16 protein-coding genes are annotated in these 18,028 nt (G+C 52.9%); all 16 read left to right on the top strand.

The window, feature by feature from the left end:
* The first annotated feature begins 240 nt into the window (after positions 1 to 240).
* The 16 genes from DQG23_RS27345 (at position 241) to DQG23_RS27420 (ending at position 17,996) form a co-directional block, all read left to right on the top strand.
* Complete coding sequence (locus tag DQG23_RS27345) at positions 241 to 2,733, top strand: S8 family serine peptidase (RefSeq protein WP_192894645.1); 2,493 nt, start codon at positions 241 to 243, stop codon at positions 2,731 to 2,733.
* A 38-nt stretch (positions 2,734 to 2,771) separates the two neighbouring features.
* Positions 2,772 to 3,023 carry a DUF1146 family protein gene (locus tag DQG23_RS27350; RefSeq protein ID WP_113034217.1) on the top strand — a complete coding sequence of 84 codons (252 nt, stop codon included), beginning with the start codon at positions 2,772 to 2,774 and terminating at the stop codon, positions 3,021 to 3,023.
* A gap of 271 nt (positions 3,024 to 3,294) precedes the next feature.
* Positions 3,295 to 4,620, top strand: a complete 1,326-nt coding sequence (gene murA, locus DQG23_RS27355) for a UDP-N-acetylglucosamine 1-carboxyvinyltransferase (protein ID WP_113034218.1) — start codon at positions 3,295 to 3,297, stop codon at positions 4,618 to 4,620.
* A gap of 365 nt (positions 4,621 to 4,985) precedes the next feature.
* Complete coding sequence (gene spoIID, locus DQG23_RS27360) at positions 4,986 to 6,062, top strand: stage II sporulation protein D (RefSeq protein ID WP_113034219.1); 1,077 nt, start codon at positions 4,986 to 4,988, stop codon at positions 6,060 to 6,062.
* A 237-nt stretch (positions 6,063 to 6,299) separates the two neighbouring features.
* Positions 6,300 to 6,947, top strand: coding sequence for a M23 family metallopeptidase (locus DQG23_RS27365; RefSeq protein ID WP_337589417.1), 648 nt, complete (start codon positions 6,300 to 6,302; stop codon positions 6,945 to 6,947).
* A gap of 154 nt (positions 6,948 to 7,101) precedes the next feature.
* Positions 7,102 to 7,392: a sporulation transcriptional regulator SpoIIID gene (gene spoIIID, locus DQG23_RS27370; protein WP_113034221.1), complete on the top strand. Its 291-nt coding sequence runs from the start codon at positions 7,102 to 7,104 to the stop codon at positions 7,390 to 7,392.
* Between the two features lie 241 nt (positions 7,393 to 7,633).
* Complete coding sequence (gene mreB / locus DQG23_RS27375) at positions 7,634 to 8,629, top strand: rod shape-determining protein MreB (RefSeq protein WP_113034222.1); 996 nt, start codon at positions 7,634 to 7,636, stop codon at positions 8,627 to 8,629.
* A gap of 205 nt (positions 8,630 to 8,834) precedes the next feature.
* A complete protein-coding gene (locus tag DQG23_RS27380; RefSeq protein WP_113034223.1) occupies positions 8,835 to 9,749 on the top strand; it encodes a flagellar hook-basal body protein in 915 nt (304 codons plus the stop codon).
* 31 nt (positions 9,750 to 9,780) lie between these two features.
* Positions 9,781 to 10,656: a flagellar hook-basal body protein gene (locus DQG23_RS27385; RefSeq protein WP_113034224.1), complete on the top strand. Its 876-nt coding sequence runs from the start codon at positions 9,781 to 9,783 to the stop codon at positions 10,654 to 10,656.
* Positions 10,657 to 10,675: 19 nt separating this feature from the next.
* Positions 10,676 to 10,903: a DNA-directed RNA polymerase subunit beta gene (locus DQG23_RS27390; RefSeq protein WP_113034225.1), complete on the top strand. Its 228-nt coding sequence runs from the start codon at positions 10,676 to 10,678 to the stop codon at positions 10,901 to 10,903.
* A 214-nt stretch (positions 10,904 to 11,117) separates the two neighbouring features.
* The gene (locus tag DQG23_RS27395) at positions 11,118 to 11,672 is read left to right on the top strand and encodes a CDP-alcohol phosphatidyltransferase family protein (RefSeq protein ID WP_113034226.1); all 555 of its coding nucleotides are present in this window, start codon (positions 11,118 to 11,120) and stop codon (positions 11,670 to 11,672) included.
* A 120-nt stretch (positions 11,673 to 11,792) separates the two neighbouring features.
* Complete coding sequence (fabZ, locus tag DQG23_RS27400; protein WP_113034227.1) at positions 11,793 to 12,221, top strand: 3-hydroxyacyl-ACP dehydratase FabZ; 429 nt, start codon at positions 11,793 to 11,795, stop codon at positions 12,219 to 12,221.
* Positions 12,222 to 12,325: 104 nt separating this feature from the next.
* A complete protein-coding gene (locus DQG23_RS27405) occupies positions 12,326 to 14,026 on the top strand; it encodes a phospho-sugar mutase (RefSeq protein WP_113034228.1) in 1,701 nt (566 codons plus the stop codon).
* A gap of 82 nt (positions 14,027 to 14,108) precedes the next feature.
* Positions 14,109 to 16,148, top strand: coding sequence for a DUF5693 family protein (locus DQG23_RS27410; protein WP_238178052.1), 2,040 nt, complete (start codon positions 14,109 to 14,111; stop codon positions 16,146 to 16,148).
* Positions 16,121 to 17,245: a polysaccharide pyruvyl transferase CsaB gene (gene csaB, locus DQG23_RS27415; protein ID WP_113034230.1), complete on the top strand. Its 1,125-nt coding sequence runs from the start codon at positions 16,121 to 16,123 to the stop codon at positions 17,243 to 17,245. Before DQG23_RS27410 ends, csaB begins: the two co-directional genes overlap by 28 nt.
* A gap of 7 nt (positions 17,246 to 17,252) precedes the next feature.
* Complete coding sequence (locus tag DQG23_RS27420; protein ID WP_113034231.1) at positions 17,253 to 17,996, top strand: WecB/TagA/CpsF family glycosyltransferase; 744 nt, start codon at positions 17,253 to 17,255, stop codon at positions 17,994 to 17,996.
* Positions 17,997 to 18,028: the final 32 nt, after the last annotated feature.

Here is an 18,028-nt window from a genome sequence, read left to right on the forward strand (position 1 = left end):
AGCTTTATATGGACGGGCCGAACCTGCGGATACTTCGCATCGGCGCATAATCCCATAGCTGGCGTAGCGCGCGTTGATAGAAATGTCCTCGGAGCGGCCGGGGATTAACGAGAGCCCTGTTTTGCACGATCACGCAAACATGAAAGCGCGTTTACGTAAATTAGCAGGGAAAGGGCTGTCTCTGGCGAATTAGATAAACAGGCAAATTCGTCGACAACATTCGCTAAAGGATGCATTAATATGACAAAAAAAACGCTGCTCCTTACGGCACTATTGTTCGCTGCCGGTTCCACTACGGCTTGGGCCGCTGCACCTAACGATCCGCTTATAAGCAACCAGTCTTATTTGCAGCAAATACATGCTTACGAAGCTTGGGATATTGCAAAATCCAATACGGACATTATCATCGCTGTCGTAGATACAGGGGTCGATTTGGAGCACCCCGATTTAAAGGATAATTTAGTTCCCGGCGCGAATTTAGTTCAGCCCGGCAAGCCTCCAATGGACGATAAAGGGCATGGAACGAATGTTGCCGGCGTTTTGGCGGCGGCAGCCGATAACGATAAAGGCATTGCGGGTTTGCTTTGGAACGCCAAGATCATGCCGATCAAGGCCCTGGAATCGGACGGTACCGGCGACGAAGAGAAGCTGGGCGAAGGCATTCGTTACGCTGTCGATCATGGCGCCAAGATCGTTGTGCTCTCTCTCGGCTTAAACAAGTATTCTTCTTATATGAGCACAATTGTGGATTATGCCGAAGAACGCGGTGTTCTGCTTGTAGCAGCGGTCGGCAATGAAGGCAATGCGGTCCGCTACCCTGCCGCTTACCCGACTGTGCTTGCAGTCGGCGGCGTTGGGAAGGATAATAAAGCGGAGCCGTTATCCAACTCCGGGCCGGAGATTGACATAGTGGCGCCCTGGGACGTTTTCACTACCGCGATGCGGGGAACATATACCGAGAAAAACGGAACGTCGCTCGCCGCTCCGCAAGTAGCGGCTGTAAGTGCGCTGCTCTGGTCGATTCATCCGGATTGGAAGCCGTATCAAATTCGCAATGCCATTCGCCAAAGCGCGGAGGATCTCGGAGCTCCGGGATGGGACCCCGTCACCGGATTCGGGCTGCTGCGCGCCGATCGTGCGCTCTCGCTCGAGTATAAAGACGATTTATTCGAACCGAACGATACGTCACAGAGCGCGAAGCCGCTGTCGATCAACAGTGTGGTGGATGCATCGTTTGCCGGCGCCGAGGATATCGACTGGTTTGTGGTGGACGCGCCCTATGACGGAGTGCTTCGCGTCCAATTGACCGGCGAGGAGGCCGGCTTGAAGGGGCGGCTGGTTTATTATGCCGATCCGGTCTCGAACGGCGTTTCGTACCCAGACGGGCTCGAGAGCGGCATAGACATCCCCGTTACTAAAGGGAAGAGCTATTTAAAGCTTCAATCGCAGGGCGCGCCTAAGGGACAAGGCATATACCATCTAAAAACGAATTTCAGCATGAATCCGGATGTTTATGAAGACAACGACCGTCAGTATAAAGCCTATGTGCTGCCCGACAGGAGCCAGGTTGTTGTGGGGACGTTCCACGCTTATCAGGACGTCGACTGGTTTGCCATGACGATCGATCAGCCGGGAACGCTTAAACTAAAGCTTTCCGTGGATACGGCGAGAATCGATCCGGTGCTGCTCATTCAGCGTAAAGGCGGCAAGGAAATCATAATCGACGAGCGTTCCGACGGCGAAACGGAGACGTCCATGCCGATCGATGTCACGCCGGGAACCTATTATTTCCGAGTAAGCAATATTACCGACTATGCTTACCCGGTCGTCGGGGAATATATGCTCGATATCGACTTCTCCACACGTTATGAGGACCCGAACGAACCGAACGATAAGCCGTACCAAGCCTCTCTGATGGAACTGGGAACCGGTTATCAGGGCGTGCTGGACACGGATTCCGACGTGGACTGGTTTAAATTTAAAATAGATGCCGAAAGCCTTGTTCATTTCAGGCTTACGGACATTCCGGCCGACCGTATCATTTCGATCGGAGTGACGGATGCGTCGCTTGCTGCGCAGCAAACGGAGAGGGTCGAAACGACGCCGACATCTACACAGCTTGAAGCCAAGCTGGCGGCAGGCACGTATTACGTGAAGCTGACGGCAAACCGCAGCTTCGATACCCAGCTGTATACGCTGACTGTCGATGCCGAGCCGCTTGTCGCCGGTTTTACCGATATTGGCGGCCACTGGGCGGAGGAAGCTATTACGAAGCTGACGGGACGGCAGATCGTTAACGGCTTCGCTCCGTATCGGTTCGGACCCGACCGCACGCTGACACGAGCCGAGGCCGTCGCCATGTTTGTCCGTGCATTCGGCCTTAAAGGCGGACAAGCGACTTACAGCGATGTGCCGAATACGCACTGGGCCAAGGATGCGATAGCGGCGGCTACCAGAATGGGAATCGTCAGCGGCTACGAAGACGGCAAGTTCAGACCCGATTCGCCGTTATCGCGAATGGAGCTGACGGCGATGCTGGCTCATGCGCTTGGCTTTACGCCTAGAAACGGCCCTGCGCCATATACCGATATTGACGATTCGTATTGGGGCAGCGGCATTTTGCGGACGATGAAAGCGGAAGGCTGGGTACAGGGATTCGAAGACGGGCGTTTCCTGCCGGGATCACCGGCTACTCGGGCCCAGCTCGCAGCGCTGCTTGCGAGGACGGGGTAGCTGAGCAAATATAATTGAAGAGAATCGGGAGGAACAATATGGACGGTTCGGATCCGCTTAATTATTCGTTTGCGATGAGCAGCCTCGGCTATATTATTTTGACGCTTTGCGCGATCGGGTTGTCTTGGTGGGCGCTTCAGCAGGTTCGCCTTGATCTTTTCGTGAAAAATCCGAAGAGCGCTCAGGTGAAAGTATTGCAGATCTTTTTATCGATTGCGCTCGGGTATGAAGTATCGCGTTTTTTGATCGATTACTTCAACTGGTCGGCTTTGCTGAAAGGGTTGTTCTAAAGCCGCTCCGCGGTTTCCGGCTGCTGCAGAAAGAGATTTTGCCGAATAACATGCAGCCTACTTGTCAACAATGGATAATAACGAAGAAAAATGTTACCCTTGCATAATATTTCAACTGCACCGCCCAAAAAAGCGTAACGCTTACGAACGTTATGAAGAACGTCCGTTTAACGACTGAATGGCCTGCGCGAAACATATTGTTTGCGCATGCGCGGGCTGCAGCGGGCCAGCAGAAATAATGCTGACATCAAACAGGCGCGGAGGGACCAAGATGAGCAAAATAATCGTCCGCGGGGGCAAACGATTATCTGGTAAAGTTAAAGTGAGCGGCGCGAAGAACGCCGTTCTTCCTATTATCGCCGCATCGCTGTTAAGCAGCGACGGCGAAAGCGTCATTCATGACGTGCCGCATCTGGACGATGTGATGACCATGATGCAAGTGCTTCGTCAGTTGGGCGCGAATATCGTCTACGATCGTGAAACGATGCGGGTTGATGCGACGAAAATCGTGTCTTGCGAGGGTACCTACGACCTGGTACGCAGAATGCGCGCTTCGTTCCTTATTGTCGGTCCGCTGCTGGCCAGAATGGGCCGAGCCAAAATTGCGCTGCCCGGCGGCTGTGCAATCGGAACGCGCCCGATCGATCAGCATCTCAAAGGCTTTGAAGCAATGGGGGCTACGATCGAGCTCGGACAGGGCTACATTGAGGCGAAAGTGGACGGACGGCTGCGCGGCTCCAAGGTATATTTGGACGTCGCCAGCGTCGGCGCAACCGAAAATATCATGATGGCTGCGGCGCTTGCCGACGGGACCACCATAATCGAGAATGCGGCGAAGGAACCGGAGATCGTCGACCTGGCCAATTATTTGAATGCCATGGGCGCACGCATACGCGGCGCAGGTACGGGCGTTATTCGAATCGAAGGCGTGGAAGAGCTGCATAGCGTTACGCATACGGTTATTCCGGACCGCATTGAAGCGGGCACCTATATGGTAGCGGCTGCGATTACAGGCAGCAGCTTATATATTGAAGGAGCGCTTGCGGATCATATGATGCCGGTCATTTCCAAGCTTCAAGAAATGGGCGTTGTCATTAACGAAGACGAGAACGGCTTGCATGTAAGCGCGCCGGATCCTCTTAAAGCGGTCGATGTCAAAACCTTGCCGTATCCGGGCTTTCCGACCGACATGCAATCCCAGATGATGGCGTTGCTGCTTAAGGCGGACGGAACGAGTATCGTAACCGAAACCGTGTTCGAGAACCGGTTTATGCACGTCGATGCGTTTCTTGCGATGAATGCGCAGATCAAGGTTGAAGGGCGTACTGCGGTTGTCGGCGGCAATAACAGGCTGAAGGGCGCCAAAGTATGCGCAACCGATCTTCGTGCCGGAGCGGCGCTTATATTGGCCGGTTTGGCGGCTGACGGAGAAACGGAAATTACGGGCATTCATCATATAGACCGCGGATATGTCGGGATTGTATCGCGGCTTCAGGAGCTCGGGGCGGATATTCGCAGAGTGGAAGTCGAGCTGGAACAAGTGGAAGAGGAAATGAGCGAGGTCGGATTATTCGCCATTCAGCCTACTTGGGCATAATAGCGCTTCGCAGATACATAAACCGAAAAGCCGGTCACCCGGCTCATACAATAAGAATCGGAAAACCGACATTCAAGCTGAGAAAGCTTGGGTGTCGGTTTTTTTGGTTTATCAGCAAGCATATCGCGGAAGCGGCTCTCAACCTCGGTAAACGCCAGCGTCAAAGACGCCGGTAGGCGTTTATCCTTGGCGTAACCTTATTCTATTTCAACTTATCCAACCCCTGTTTACGAATGCCGCAAGTCTGTCAAAGCTTGTTCTAGCAGAGGTTTCATAGTCATATGATGGATAACAAGCCTAGCGAATGATGCTAGCTTGCCCCTTCGTTCCTGTGAACGGAAATCAACTCGCTAGAGGAGGCCCTCATGATCAAACTGGCCGCGCAACGCAAAAAACAGGCTGCAATCTGGGCGGCGCTGTGGTTGTCTATCGTTCTCGTTATTACTGTCGCCATCCCGTTGCTGCTTGTCGACCGTTCGCCCTCTCCCTCGCAGCCGGACGGCTCGGCTCTAGCAGCGCAAGGCACGGCCGAATCGTCGGCCGCTGCGGAAGCCGGCCTATCTTTTTTGGTTCCCGTTTATTTAACGAAGGAACAGCGAATCGATCGGATTCCGATAGAATCATATGTTCGGGGCGTCGTAGCCGCCGAAATGCCGGTCGAGTTCGAAGTCGAAGCGTTGAAAGCACAGGCTCTTGCAGCCCGGACTTATATCGTGCGGCGTATATTGGAGAACGATACGAGCAGCGTGCCTGTTAAGGGAGCTTGGGTAACCGACACCGTAGCGCATCAGGCTTACTTGACGGACAGCCAGTTGGAGGCACAGTGGGGAGCGGAGGCTTACCGAACGAACGCCGCCAAAATCAGCCGTGCCGTAGAGGAGACGAAGGGCATGATTCTGACTTACGAAGGCAAGCCGATAACGGCAACCTTTTTCTCTACCAGCAATGGGTATACCGAAAACGCCGAAGATTACTGGTCGGATTATATTCCCTATTTGCGCAGCGTCAAAAGTCCGTGGGACAGCAAGCTATCCCCCCGTTTTAAAGAAACGGTCACGATGCCTTACAGCGACTTCGCCCGCAAGCTGGGAATAAGCGGCTCCGTGTCCGCAAGCTCGGCGGTTTCGGGCAGCAAAACGATCGAAGTGAGCGAGGGCCATCGCATCAAGCAGATTAAGATCGGCGGCAAGCTGTTTAGCGGCCGCCAGGTGCGCGAGAAGCTCGGGATTAATTCGTCGCAGTTTCAGCTCAAGCTGAAAGGGAAAAACGTGGAGATCACGACAACGGGCTTCGGTCATGGCGTGGGCATGAGCCAGTGGGGCGCCAACGGGATGGCGAAGGAAGGAAAAACGGCAGAAGAAATCGTTACCTACTATTATACCGGTATAAAAATAGAGAAGGACGCTTCTTTTCTGGAGCGGGCTTCCAAAGCGGAGTTTTAGGAGATACGGCCTGCAATCTTTCAAGTGGACAGCCTCGTAAAGCATGAAGAAGATTATCAATATGAATCTCCAAAAAAATCTATCATCTCGCGTATAAAACATCTTGATCTGGCAACAATGCTTAATGAGGTGATAGCAATGAGTGATCAAAACAAAGAGATTCAGAGCAAACCAGAAGCTGCTCAATCCACAGAAGCAGCTCCGGCGGTAAACCCGTCATCGTCTTGGAAAAGGCTAATGTCGAAGAAGTGGGCCTTTCCTGCGCTGTACATGGTAGCCGCTGCTATTATTTTAACGTTAATGTGGGTCTACCAAAGTTCCGGCACAACAACCTTAACCGGTAAAGAGCTAGGACTCGAAACCGGTAAGGCCGGAACGACGGTGACCGACGCAAACGGCAAAACGGGAGATTCGGTAGAGGTGGCGGCGAACACGGAAACGATGCGCTGGCCGGTGAACGATCGTAACGAGCAACCGGTTGTGATGCCTTTCTTCGACAAAGACGCCCCGAATGACGTGAAGCAAGCTGCGATGATCGAATACGGCGATACGCTGATCCCGAATGCGGGAGTCGATCTGGCAAGACAGGACAATGAAGCTTTTGACGTACTTGCTGCGGCAAGCGGCAAAGTCACGAACGTGCAGGATCATCCGGTAGCCGGGCAAACCGTGGAAATCACACATCCGAACGGGCTTGTTACCGTATACCAGAGCTTGTCCGACGTGAAGGTAGCCAAGGACGCGGAAGTGAAAAAAGGCGATCTGATCGCCAAAGCAGGACGCAGCGAGCTCGGCAAGGATCTCGGCGTTCATCTTCACTTCGAAGTGCGCCAAGGGCAGAACGGCACGGCGCTCAATCCGGAAACGGCAATCAGCGACAAGTAAAGCGTCTCGCTAAGCAAAGCTTAGGCAGGCGGCCATAAGCAGAGGGGGACAATCCTTCTCTGCTTTTTTTTGTAGGACAAACGCTCAATCAGAATATATAGGCTCGCTCCTCATATAATGTACCAAACTATCTCGAAGTAGGGAGGCGGGCGGAGTGCACGATTACATCAAAGAGCGAACCGTCAAAATCGGTCGCTGTCTTGTTGAAACGCGAAATACGGTTCGAACGATTGCCAAGGAATTTGGAGTCTCCAAGAGCACTGTGCACAAGGACTTAACGGAACGGCTGCCTGAAATCAACCCCGATCTGGCGAATCAAGTGAAAACGATTTTGGAATACCACAAATCGATCCGTCATTTGCGGGGAGGCGAGGCCACGAAAATCAAATACAAAAAAAACCGTCACTACAAAGGAGCCGATCAGCTCGTAAGCGCGAAATCGTAGTTGCCGCCGATGCAAAAATGTTCGAAAAAAAGAGGATTTTAGCTTTTTATGGCGAATGATTGTTGCAGGCGGTTTTCTCGGCTTTTGAAGTGATTCAGCATGTATAAGCTTCACGCTTATACGTGACTCTGAATTCACCTCGGGAAACGGCACTGTCTTACCTAAGACGGTGTAGCCGTTTCCACTTGGAACACCCCAAATGATGGCAGGAACGGTCGGTTCAGGGAGGATTTTAGTTCGTATGTTAAGCAAAGATATCGGAATAGATTTGGGAACAGCAAACGTACTCATACACGTGAAGGGACGCGGCGTCGTTCTGGATGAACCTTCGGTCGTAGCGATCGAAAGCGAAACGAAGCGTGTCCTTGCCGTTGGGGAAGAAGCGCGGCGGATGGTAGGCCGGACACCCGGCAATATTATCGCCATTCGCCCGTTGAAGGACGGCGTTATCGCGGATTTTGAAATAACCGAGATGATGCTCAAATATTTTATCGATAAAGTCGGCGGGAGAAAATGGTACAGCCACCCCCGGATTCTTATTTGCTGTCCCACAAATATTACTTCGGTCGAGCAGAAGGCTATTCGCGAAGCTGCGGAACGAAGCGGCGCAAGAGAGGTCTTTTTGGAAGAAGAGCCGAAAGTGGCGGCGATCGGCGCGGGAATGGATATTTTCCAGCCGAGCGGTAACATGGTAGTGGACATTGGCGGAGGGACGACCGACGTTGCCGTCTTATCGATGGGCGATATCGTCACCTCCTCTTCTATTAAGATTGCGGGGGACAAATTTGACTCCGCAATCATGAAATATATTAAAACAAAGTACAAGCTGTTGATCGGCGAGCGGACCAGCGAGGACATCAAGGTGAAAATCGCAACCGTGTACGGGGACGGCCGATACGACGAAATGGACATTCGCGGTAGAGACATGGTTTCGGGGCTTCCGCTTACCGTTACGATTAACTCGAAGGAAATCAAGGATGCTTTGTGGGAATCGGTGTCCGCGATCGTGCAATCGGCCAAAACGGTGCTGGAGCGCACGCCTCCGGAGCTTTCGGCGGATATCATCGACCGCGGCGTCATTCTGACCGGCGGCGGCGCTTTGCTGCACGGGCTCGATCTCTTGCTGTCGGAGGAGCTCAAGGTTCCGGTCATCGTGGCCGAGGATCCGATGCACTGCGTGGTCAAAGGAACCGGCGTCATGCTGGACAACCTTGACAAGGTCAAGAGACGCATTTAACGTACATACGCTGGTCAATACCTGCGGCGTCTTTGACGCTGGCGGTTACCGCAGCTCTAGAACCGTTTTCGCGATATGCATGCCGGGAACTAAAAAACGGACACGCCGTTGACGATATATACAATATGTAAAAGAAGAAGGCCGGTTCTGGGACCGGCCTTTTCCAAGAATAAGCGTGTCTCGCCCTGCGGGAGGAGGAGCCTCAATGTTAAGAGGATTATATACGGCTGCGGCCGGGATGATTTCCCAGCAGCGGAAGCACGATACGATCACGAATAATATCGCCAATATTAATACGCCCGGGTTTAAGCAAGGCAACGCGGTAAGCCGTTCTTTTCCGGAGATGCTGATCGCCATGTCTGTCGGTGGTCAGGACAGCCCTATCTCGTCGCCGATCGGCAGAATCAATACCGGCGTGATGGCGGAGGAAGAGTTATCGATTTATTTGCAAGGCGACTTGCAAGAAACGAAAAACCCGTTTGATTTGGCTCTTATTTCGAATATTCAGGTTCCCGGCATAGCGTTCGACGGTGCGGGCAAATACATAACGCCCGATGGGGAACGTATTTATCAGCCGCAAGCTTTCTTTACGGTACAGGATACGAACGGCGAAAACCGCTACTCCCGGAACGGGCGATTTACCGTCGACTCGGATGGCCAGTTGATTACGCCGGAAGGCTATCGCGTGCTCGGGCAGGACGGCCAGCCGATCGTGCTGACGGACAATACGGATCCGGCCAATCCCGTGCTGCTGTCGGATGCGACGATCGGCCCGCAAGGCCAGTTTTTGGACGTGGTGAACGGCCAGCCCCTGAACGATGCGAACGGCAATCCGATCTCGCTGCTTATATCCCGGGTTGACAACCCGAATCGTTTGATTCGCGAAGGGAACGGCGTTTATCGTCTGAATGAGGAAGATGCGGCGCAAGTGGTTCCGATCGTCAATATGAACGAGCAGGTTCAAGTTGAGCAAGGTTATATCGAACGCTCGAATGTCGACCCGACCCAATCGATGATCGATATGACGTCTGCCTTGCGCGCGTATGAAACGAATCAGAAAATGGTACAATTTTATGATAAAAGCATGGAAAAGGCCGTCAATGAAGTCGGCAGAGTCTAGGACGGAATAGGGAAAGGTTTAGGAGGTTCCGATGAACAACTCGTTGATTAATTCGATGGTGACGCTCCACGCCCTTCAGCAGAAGCTGGATATCGTTTCGAACAATATGGCCAATCTTAATACGGTCGGCTATAAGCGGCGCGAGGCGACTTTCGAAGATATTTTGAACAATATCAAAGAACAGCCGCAAGGGTTCCAGAAGGAAGGGCGCTTGTCTCCGCTGGGCTTTAACCAAGGCTGGGGAGCCAAGCTCAGCCAAGTGCAGATGAGCATGAGCCAGGGCACGATTAAGGAAACCGGCACCAAAACCGACCTCGCCATCGAGGGAGATAACGGTTTATTCGAGGTCACCCGAAATACGCTGGACGCTAACGGCAATGCGGTGCCTGAGGTTTTGTATAAGCGTGAAGGCGCATTCGATTTGATCGTGCAGCCCGCGGATCCCGACAATCGCTATTTGGCGACCAAGGAAGGTTACCATGTAAGGGATACGAACGATCAGCCGGTTACCGTTCCTGTCGGTTTTACTATGGGTGTCGATCCTAATGGCGATATCCGGGTATTTGACGAAGGAAATCCGAGCAATTCGTTTTTGACCGGACAGAGGATCAAGCTGATCCGCGCCGTTCGCCCGCAATATTTGCAGCAAGTCGGCGATAATTTGTTCGTCTTGCCGCAAGGGGCGGTTAATGGGCAGGGACAAATCACCAGAGTGGCGAACGATGGAGGCGGCTCCGGGCTTGAGAGCACTATCGCGGTCCGCCAAGGCGCGCTGGAGCAATCCAACGTCAACATGGCCGATGAAATTACTGAACTGATGATGGTGCAGCGGGCGTTTCAGCTCAGTTCGCGTGCGGTGACGTCCTCGGATACGATGATGAACCTTGCGAACAACCTGCGCGGATGACGGTATGGAGACGAACGTCATGACGGCTAAACAGACGAAACCGAAAGCTGCCCGCAAAAGTCTTCCGCGCGGACTTGCCATCACGCTGCGCATACTTCGCCACTTGCTCGTCCCTATTCTTTGCTGCATCGCGTTGCTGGCCGGCCTGAGCATAGGCTACGTGAAGCTGGGCGGACAACCTTTCGCCGACGTGTGGAAGCTGGAAACCTGGAAGCATTTGATCGACCTCGTTTTTGCAAATACCTAGGTTGGGTTTCTTGATTTCCAATCGCAGTCCGGCAATGAACGGATAAAATAGAACGACGGTGGACTCCCTGAGGGGAGTTTTCTTTTTGCCCATTCTAACGTTATAATGTAAGGATGTGGGCGGTTTACGTTTGCGCGCGCTTCCATCAAGGGGAAACAGAGAGATGCTTATTAAGCCGTTTTGTTGAAGCAGAACGTATAGGAGGGGCACGGATTTGAACTTGCCAAATCTGTTGACCGGGGTCCGGTTTGTATTAATACCGATTTATTTGAGCGTATTTTTTGAAGGGTACGTCAAGCTCGCTTTCGTCGTATTATTGATCGCGGGCATAACGGATGTGCTTGACGGGTATTTGGCGCGCAAAAGAAAACAGATTACGGAGATCGGCAGCATGCTGGATCCGCTTGCGGACAAGTGCATGATGTTAGCCGTAATGGCATCTCTGCTTATATCCGAAATGATTCCATGGTCGGCTGCAATCGCCATGCTGATTCGGGATGCGGGGATGATCGCGGGTTCTGCGTTTTTCCATTTTCGAGGTAAAAAGACGGTTCCTGCAAATACGATGGGTAAGCTGACAACGGTTCTTTACTATATTGCGATATGGCTGATCGTATTCGAGGTTCCCTATGCCATTACATACTTGTGGTTCGTCATTACGTTCTCTTTTCTTACTTCCTTCATTTATATATTCAAATTCAAAACGCTTAACCGAGGCCAAGGCGCGCAGGAGGCAGAGGAAAGGAAAGAGCATATTTCCCGATACTAGTCGGATCCGGAAATACGCTCCCTTATCTGAACCCTCAGAACCTGCAGATTATGAGGGACAATTGTATTGTAAGTTGAATGCAGCAAAATTATTCCGAGCTCAGGAAAGGCAGGTTTTCGTATGCTGAACGTAACTGAAATTCAAGACATTATTCCTCACCGCTATCCGTTTCTGTTTGTCGATCGTATTTTGGAGGTCGAAGAAGGGGTTAGGGCGGTAGGAATCAAAAACGTAACGATTAATGAACCGTTTTTTCAAGGGCACTTTCCCGGGTTCCCGGTCATGCCGGGCGTTCTGATCGTGGAAGCGCTGGCGCAGGTCGGCGGCGTGGCCCTGCTGAAGATGGAAGAAAATAAAGGCAAAATAGGACTGTTTGCAGGTATCGACGGTTTAAGAATTCGACGTCAAGTCGTTCCCGGCGATACGCTGACGCTGGAATTTACCGTCACGCGGTTAAAGGGAACGATCGTCAAGGGCCGCGGTGTAGCCCGCGTCGGCGATGAAGTAGCGGTGGAAGGCGAATTGATGTTCGCAATGGCCGGCCGTTGATCTTCAATTGCAATGCCTGACTCGTACAGGGATAAAAAGAACACACCGTGCATATTCATGGGAAGGCAAGTTAAGCATGTTCCGGACATGGAGGGGTATGGAGAATGAACGCAAATGTACAGGACGAATACCGTCGCTGGTTAAACGACCCGGCGATTGACGACTCGACGAAACAGGAGCTGCTCTCTATAGAGGGGCAGCAAGGCGAAATCGAAGATCGCTTTTACAAAGAGCTGGAATTCGGGACAGGCGGTTTGCGCGGCGTTATCGGCGCCGGAACGAACCGGATGAACCGGTATACCGTAGGCCGGGCTACCCAAGGCTTGGCGCAATATTTACTGGAGCACGAGAAGGATCCCCAGTCGGTTGTTATCGCGTACGATTCACGCAACCAGTCGCCCGAATTCGCTTTGGAGGCGGCATTGGTGCTTGCGGGGAACGGCATTGCGTCATACGTGTTCGAATCTCTTCGCCCGACGCCGGAGCTATCGTTTGCGGTTCGTCATTTGAAAGCCTCTGCGGGTATTGTCGTGACGGCCAGTCACAATCCGCCTGAATATAACGGATACAAAGCATATAACGCCGATGGCTGCCAGCTCGTTCCGGAGCAAGCGGAGCGGGTAATCGCCAGTATTCGATCCATCGAATCGTTTACGGAAGTTCGCCGCGCGTCCCGGGAACAAGCGGAGGCCAAGGGACTACTGCACTGGATTGGCGAAGCGATTGACGCAGCTTATCTCCAGCAGGTGACTGCAATCAGCCAGAACCCGGATGCGGTTAAGGCGATGAGCGACCAAATGCGTATCATTTATACGCCGCTGCATGGTGCAGGCAATCTTCTTGTACGAGGCGCATTGAAGAATATCGGTTTTGAACGGGTCGAAGTGGTTGCCGCCCAGGAGCTGCCGGATTCGCAATTTTCGACCGTTAAGTCGCCGAATCCGGAGGAACGGGAAGCATTCGCGCTGGCTATCGAGATGGCGAAGCAGAGCGATGCGGACCTTATTATCGGAACGGATCCGGATTGCGACCGGATGGGTGCCGTCGTCAAGGATGCGCAAGGCGAATATGTCGTATTGTCCGGAAACCAGTCGGGTGCGATCATGGTCGATTATTTGCTGGGCAGCTTGAAGCGGCGCGGCGAGCTGCCTGCAAACGGTACGGTTATCAAAACGATCGTGACAAGCGAGATGGGAGCTGTCATCGCCAAGCATTACGGCGTGGAAACGATCAATACGCTGACCGGCTTCAAATATATCGGAGAGAAAATGACGCAGTTTGAAACGACGGGCGAGCGTAGTTTTTTATTCGGATATGAAGAAAGCTACGGCTATTTGGCCGGCAATTATGCGCGCGACAAGGATGCTGTCGTCGCCGCCATGCTGCTTGCGGAAGCGGCTGCTTATTACAAGCAGCAGGGGAAAACGTTGTACGACGTACTTCAGGAGCTTTATGAACGGCACGGCTTTTTCCTCGAAGCGCTCGAATCGCGGACGATGAAGGGCAAGGACGGCTTGGCCCAAATCGGGCAAATCATGAGCGATTGGCGGAGCAGTCCGCCTGTCCAGGTGACCGGCATTCCCGTTGCCGAGGTGCTTGATTATTCGCAGGGCCGGGATGGCCTGCCGCCTGAGAACGTGCTCAAATATGTGCTTGCCGACAAGTCGTGGTTCTGCTTGCGCCCGTCCGGTACGGAGCCGAAAATCAAATTGTATTTCGCCGTTTGCGGCGAAGCGCCTAAACAAGCGGCGGATCGGCTGCAAGCGTTAAGAGAAGAAGTCATGGCCGGAATCGACGGCAAATAGCGAAATCCGGCCATGATGGCGGATTCTCGAAATTGAGGTGAGGCGTTTGGCTGGACGGACTGTCCAATGGAATCGCACGATAATGAAGTTGTTGTGGGGGCTGGTCATTCTTGGCCTGCTGGCCTCCCTTCCTTTTACTTATGAACGTCTGCGTACGGAGGGCTCCTCGAAGAAGGTGGAGTTCGTATTCGACTACCGCGACCTTTTGGAAATTTCCGATACGAAAACGAACCCCCAGGAATTCGTTAACACGCAGCTAAAGGAATTGAAGAAGAACGGCATTCACTCGTTGGCCGTTTACGAAAGCACGCTTAATGAGCTGAAGCTGAGCCGCAGAGTCGAGCTGTATTCGTCGCGGGACGCTTCCATCATCATGCAGACGCCGATCGTCGCGCATGAAAATTTTGCTTATGTGCTGTTCTCGGACAAAGAATCGCAGGCGGTTACGAAAGATTTAATTGAGCGGGCTTTTAACCGGCTGAATGTGAAAATGCGCCCTTGGAGCTTCAAAAATCAAGAAGGCATGATTATTGAAATGCCGCTCGACGAAGCGTCGATCAAATCGCTCGACCCGGATCCGATTACGCTCAAAGCGTTGAAGGACCAAGGGTTTCAAATCGTGAGCCGCCTGTCCAATCGTCGCGCGTTCAACGCAGAGGATATGGACAAGCTCTTGGGTCAACTCGCGCAATTGGGCGTAAAAACGATTCTTACCGACGGCGATTCGGTTCCCGGCTACTCCAACGGGGCGGGCGGGAAATCGAAGGTGGAAGACATCGAAGCGATGGCCGAGCTGATGAACAAGCATCAGCTTGCGCTTGCGGGGGTAGAACCCGTCAGCTTGAAGGTGCCTCCCAAAGGGATGAGCACGCTGGCTAAGGAGCTTGATTACAATATCATCCGTCTGCATTCGTTCTCCGAGGCGGAGGCGGACAAGCTGACGGAAAACTTGACACCGGAAGAGCTCGAGGGGCGGGTTCAGGCGATCGCCGACCGGTTTGTGCTGGCCGTCAAGGATCGCAACATTCGGATGATTTTCCTGAATGCCCGGGCATCCAAAAATCTGATTCGCGGACAATACGTGGATCCTCTTCAAGCGGTTTACGATACGGTCAATGGCAAGGACGGGGCACTCGAGCGAATCGAGAAATCCGGGTACACGCCGGGAACGGCGCATTCCTTCACCGTTTATGAGCCGCCTATGCAGAAGGCGCTGCAGCTGTTGTCGGTCCTCGGCAGCGTCGCGGTTATCGCGCTTATGCTGTCCAGATTCGTTCCTAGGCTGACGCTGCCGATCTGGATAATCGGTACTGTAGGCGCAGCCGGACTATTTGTCGTCAAACATAGTCTATTGATCAAGCTGCTTGCATTGGGCGTAACCGTCAGCGCATCGACGCTGGCGATTATGACGGTTATCAGCAAGCTGCGAAGCATATCGAATCGGCCGGTTCGCTCAACGTTCGGTACGATGTTCGCGCTTCTGCTGCAGGCGACAATCATTTCCGGCTGCGGCGCAGTTTTCGTCGTGGCGCTGATGAGCCACATTACGTTTAATCTGCAGCTCGCCCAATTTACCGGCGTCAAAATGCTTGCGTACTTGCCGGTCGTGCTTGCAGCGATTTATTTGATTTTCTTCAGCGAAGGACTTTCGGCGGCCGGCATTTTCGGCAAAGCGAAGCGAATCTTGTTCTCGCATATAAGCGTAATTTCGATTGTGGCGGGGGCAGTCGTTCTCGGCGCCGGCTACTATTATTTATCGCGGACCGGCAATGAGGGACAAGCATCCTCACTGGAGCTTATTTTCAGGTCATTCCTCGAAAATACACTCGGGGTAAGGCCGCGTACGAAGGAATTTTTGATCGGACATCCGATATTCCTGCTCGGCGTCTACTTGTGCTTGAAGCGCAAGGCATGGGGGCTTTATGCGGTGTTGATCGGAGCGATCGCGCAAGCGGATATCGTCGGTACGTTCACGCATTTGCATACCCCGCTCGATATATCGATGATCCGGGTTATTTACGGCCTGCTTTTCGGCAGCGTAATCGGACTTTTGTTGATTGCAGCTTGGGAACTTTGCGCAAGGAGTTGGCATAAATGGGTGGGCCCGCTAAACAAATTGTAATTTCCGGCTATTACGGCTTCCGCAATAGCGGAGACGAGGCGGTGCTCCAATCGATTTTGCTTGCGCTTCAAGACGAAGGCCATCAACAGGGGATTTCGATCGAGCCGGTTGTTTTGTCCGGAGATCCGGAATGGACTGCCCGAACGTACGGCGTCAAGGCGGTTCACCGGATGAAGGCGGGCGCGCTTCTATCGGCTATACGCCAAAGCGACGGCTTGATCAGCGGCGGCGGCAGCCTGCTTCAGGATGCTACCGGAAAGATGACGATCCCATATTACATCGGTGTCATCAAGCTCGCCCAATGGCTCCGCAAGCCGACTTTTATTTATTCGCAAGGCATCGGGCCGGTTAACAGCAAGGGATTTTACCCGTTAATCCGCAGCGCATTCAAGCATTCCGCTTACGTTTCGGTTCGCGATCAGGAGTCGGCCGAGCTTCTCAAGTCGATGCATTTAGGGCAAACTAAAATAGAAGTCGTTCCCGATCCCGTTATGGGACTTCCCCTTCGGGAAACGGGCGTGCGGCAAAAACCTGCGGCGAATGCCGGGTCGAAACCGGTTATCGGCGTATCGGTACGCTACTGGAACGAGAACAGAAGCGAGCTTGCGGCGCTTGCGGACAGCTTGAACGGCATTGCAGCCGATCGGGACGTAGAAATTCGATTTTTGCCGTTCCATTTGCCGTCAGATGTAAAAGCGTCGGAAGACGTTATAGAGCGATTGAGCGATGCCGCTCGCGCCGCCAGCGTGAGCGTACGCGACGTTACGCACCCGCAGGACATGCTTGCGGAAGTCAGCGCTTGCGATGCGATCATCGGCATGCGCCTGCACTCGCTTATCTACGCGGCTTCTCAGCACGTTCCGATGATCGGCATTTCTTACGATCCGAAAATCGATCAATTTTTGCATCGGCTCGATATACGGTCTTCGGCGACGACCGAACGCTTCGATTCGACGGCTGTCGCGGCGGAAACGCTTCGCTTGCTCGACGCCCGGGAAGCATGGCAGCTCGAGAAGCGCGATGCGATCCAGCGCCTCAAGGCGGAAGCGAACAAGCCGGCGCAACAAGTTGCGGCATTTTTACGTCAAAAAGGGTGAATAACGAATGAGTATTCCGAAAGTATCCATATTCGGCGTTCCGATTTCTAAGCTGGGGATGAGCGAAACGGTGCAAATGCTGGCTGAAGCCGTCGAAAGCGGCCGTCCGCATCAGATCATTACGGCGAATCCGATTATGGTCATGATGGCGTTGGAGCAGCCTTCTTATATGGCCATGATGAAACGGGCGGAAATTATTGTGCCTGACGGCGCAGGCGTCGTTTGGGCTTCGGGCTACGTCGGCAATCCGGTCAAGGAGAAGGTCGCCGGCATCGAGCTTGTTCACGAGCTTGCCAAAATGGCCGAGCATACGGGGTGGCGCATGTATTTGGTAGGCGCATCCGGCGAGGTTATTGCGGCGGCAGCCGAAAAATTGAAAGAAAAGTACCCGCGTCTGCAGCTGATTGGGTATCGGGACGGATTTTTCGGGGAAAATCAGGATCGGGACGTCATTCAGGAAATCCGGGAGGCGAAACCGGACATTTTGTTGGTCGGCCGTTCGGCGGATAAACAGGAGCCATGGATCGACCGTTATAAAGAAGATCTGAATGTACCCATTATTATGGGCGTCGGAGGAAGCTTTGACGTCATTTCGGGCAAACTGAAGAGAGCTCCGAATTTCTGGATCAAGTTCAAGTTAGAGTGGTTTTATCGTCTTATGCAGGAGCCTTGGCGGTATAAAAGAATGCTTGTATTGCCGAAATTTGCATGGAAAGTCATTCGCGAAAAAGAGAACGTGCAAAAAAGTTGAAAATGCCCATGAAAACGACCGTAATTCGTCCA

Origin of the sequence: Paenibacillus contaminans, from assembly GCF_003285015.1 — a bacterium.
GTDB lineage: Bacteria > Bacillota > Bacilli > Paenibacillales > NBRC-103111 > Paenibacillus_V > Paenibacillus_V contaminans.

What these genes read in the sequence shown, in the direction of transcription:
- DQG23_RS27345 (WP_192894645.1), top strand. Translation starts at nt 241, where the DNA reads ATGACAAAAAAAACGCTGCTCCTTACGGCACTATTGTTCGCTGCCGGT.
- DQG23_RS27350 (WP_113034217.1), top strand. Translation starts at nt 2,772, where the DNA reads ATGGACGGTTCGGATCCGCTTAATTATTCGTTTGCGATGAGCAGCCTC.
- murA (WP_113034218.1), top strand. Translation starts at nt 3,295, where the DNA reads ATGAGCAAAATAATCGTCCGCGGGGGCAAACGATTATCTGGTAAAGTT.
- spoIID (WP_113034219.1), top strand. Translation starts at nt 4,986, where the DNA reads ATGATCAAACTGGCCGCGCAACGCAAAAAACAGGCTGCAATCTGGGCG.
- DQG23_RS27365 (WP_337589417.1), top strand. Translation starts at nt 6,300, where the DNA reads ATGTCGAAGAAGTGGGCCTTTCCTGCGCTGTACATGGTAGCCGCTGCT.
- mreB (WP_113034222.1), top strand. Translation starts at nt 7,634, where the DNA reads ATGTTAAGCAAAGATATCGGAATAGATTTGGGAACAGCAAACGTACTC.
- DQG23_RS27380 (WP_113034223.1), top strand. Translation starts at nt 8,835, where the DNA reads ATGTTAAGAGGATTATATACGGCTGCGGCCGGGATGATTTCCCAGCAG.
- DQG23_RS27385 (WP_113034224.1), top strand. Translation starts at nt 9,781, where the DNA reads ATGAACAACTCGTTGATTAATTCGATGGTGACGCTCCACGCCCTTCAG.
- DQG23_RS27390 (WP_113034225.1), top strand. Translation starts at nt 10,676, where the DNA reads ATGACGGCTAAACAGACGAAACCGAAAGCTGCCCGCAAAAGTCTTCCG.
- fabZ (WP_113034227.1), top strand. Translation starts at nt 11,793, where the DNA reads ATGCTGAACGTAACTGAAATTCAAGACATTATTCCTCACCGCTATCCG.
- DQG23_RS27405 (WP_113034228.1), top strand. Translation starts at nt 12,326, where the DNA reads ATGAACGCAAATGTACAGGACGAATACCGTCGCTGGTTAAACGACCCG.
- DQG23_RS27410 (WP_238178052.1), top strand. Translation starts at nt 14,109, where the DNA reads ATGAAGTTGTTGTGGGGGCTGGTCATTCTTGGCCTGCTGGCCTCCCTT.
- csaB (WP_113034230.1), top strand. Translation starts at nt 16,121, where the DNA reads ATGGGTGGGCCCGCTAAACAAATTGTAATTTCCGGCTATTACGGCTTC.
- DQG23_RS27420 (WP_113034231.1), top strand. Translation starts at nt 17,253, where the DNA reads ATGAGTATTCCGAAAGTATCCATATTCGGCGTTCCGATTTCTAAGCTG.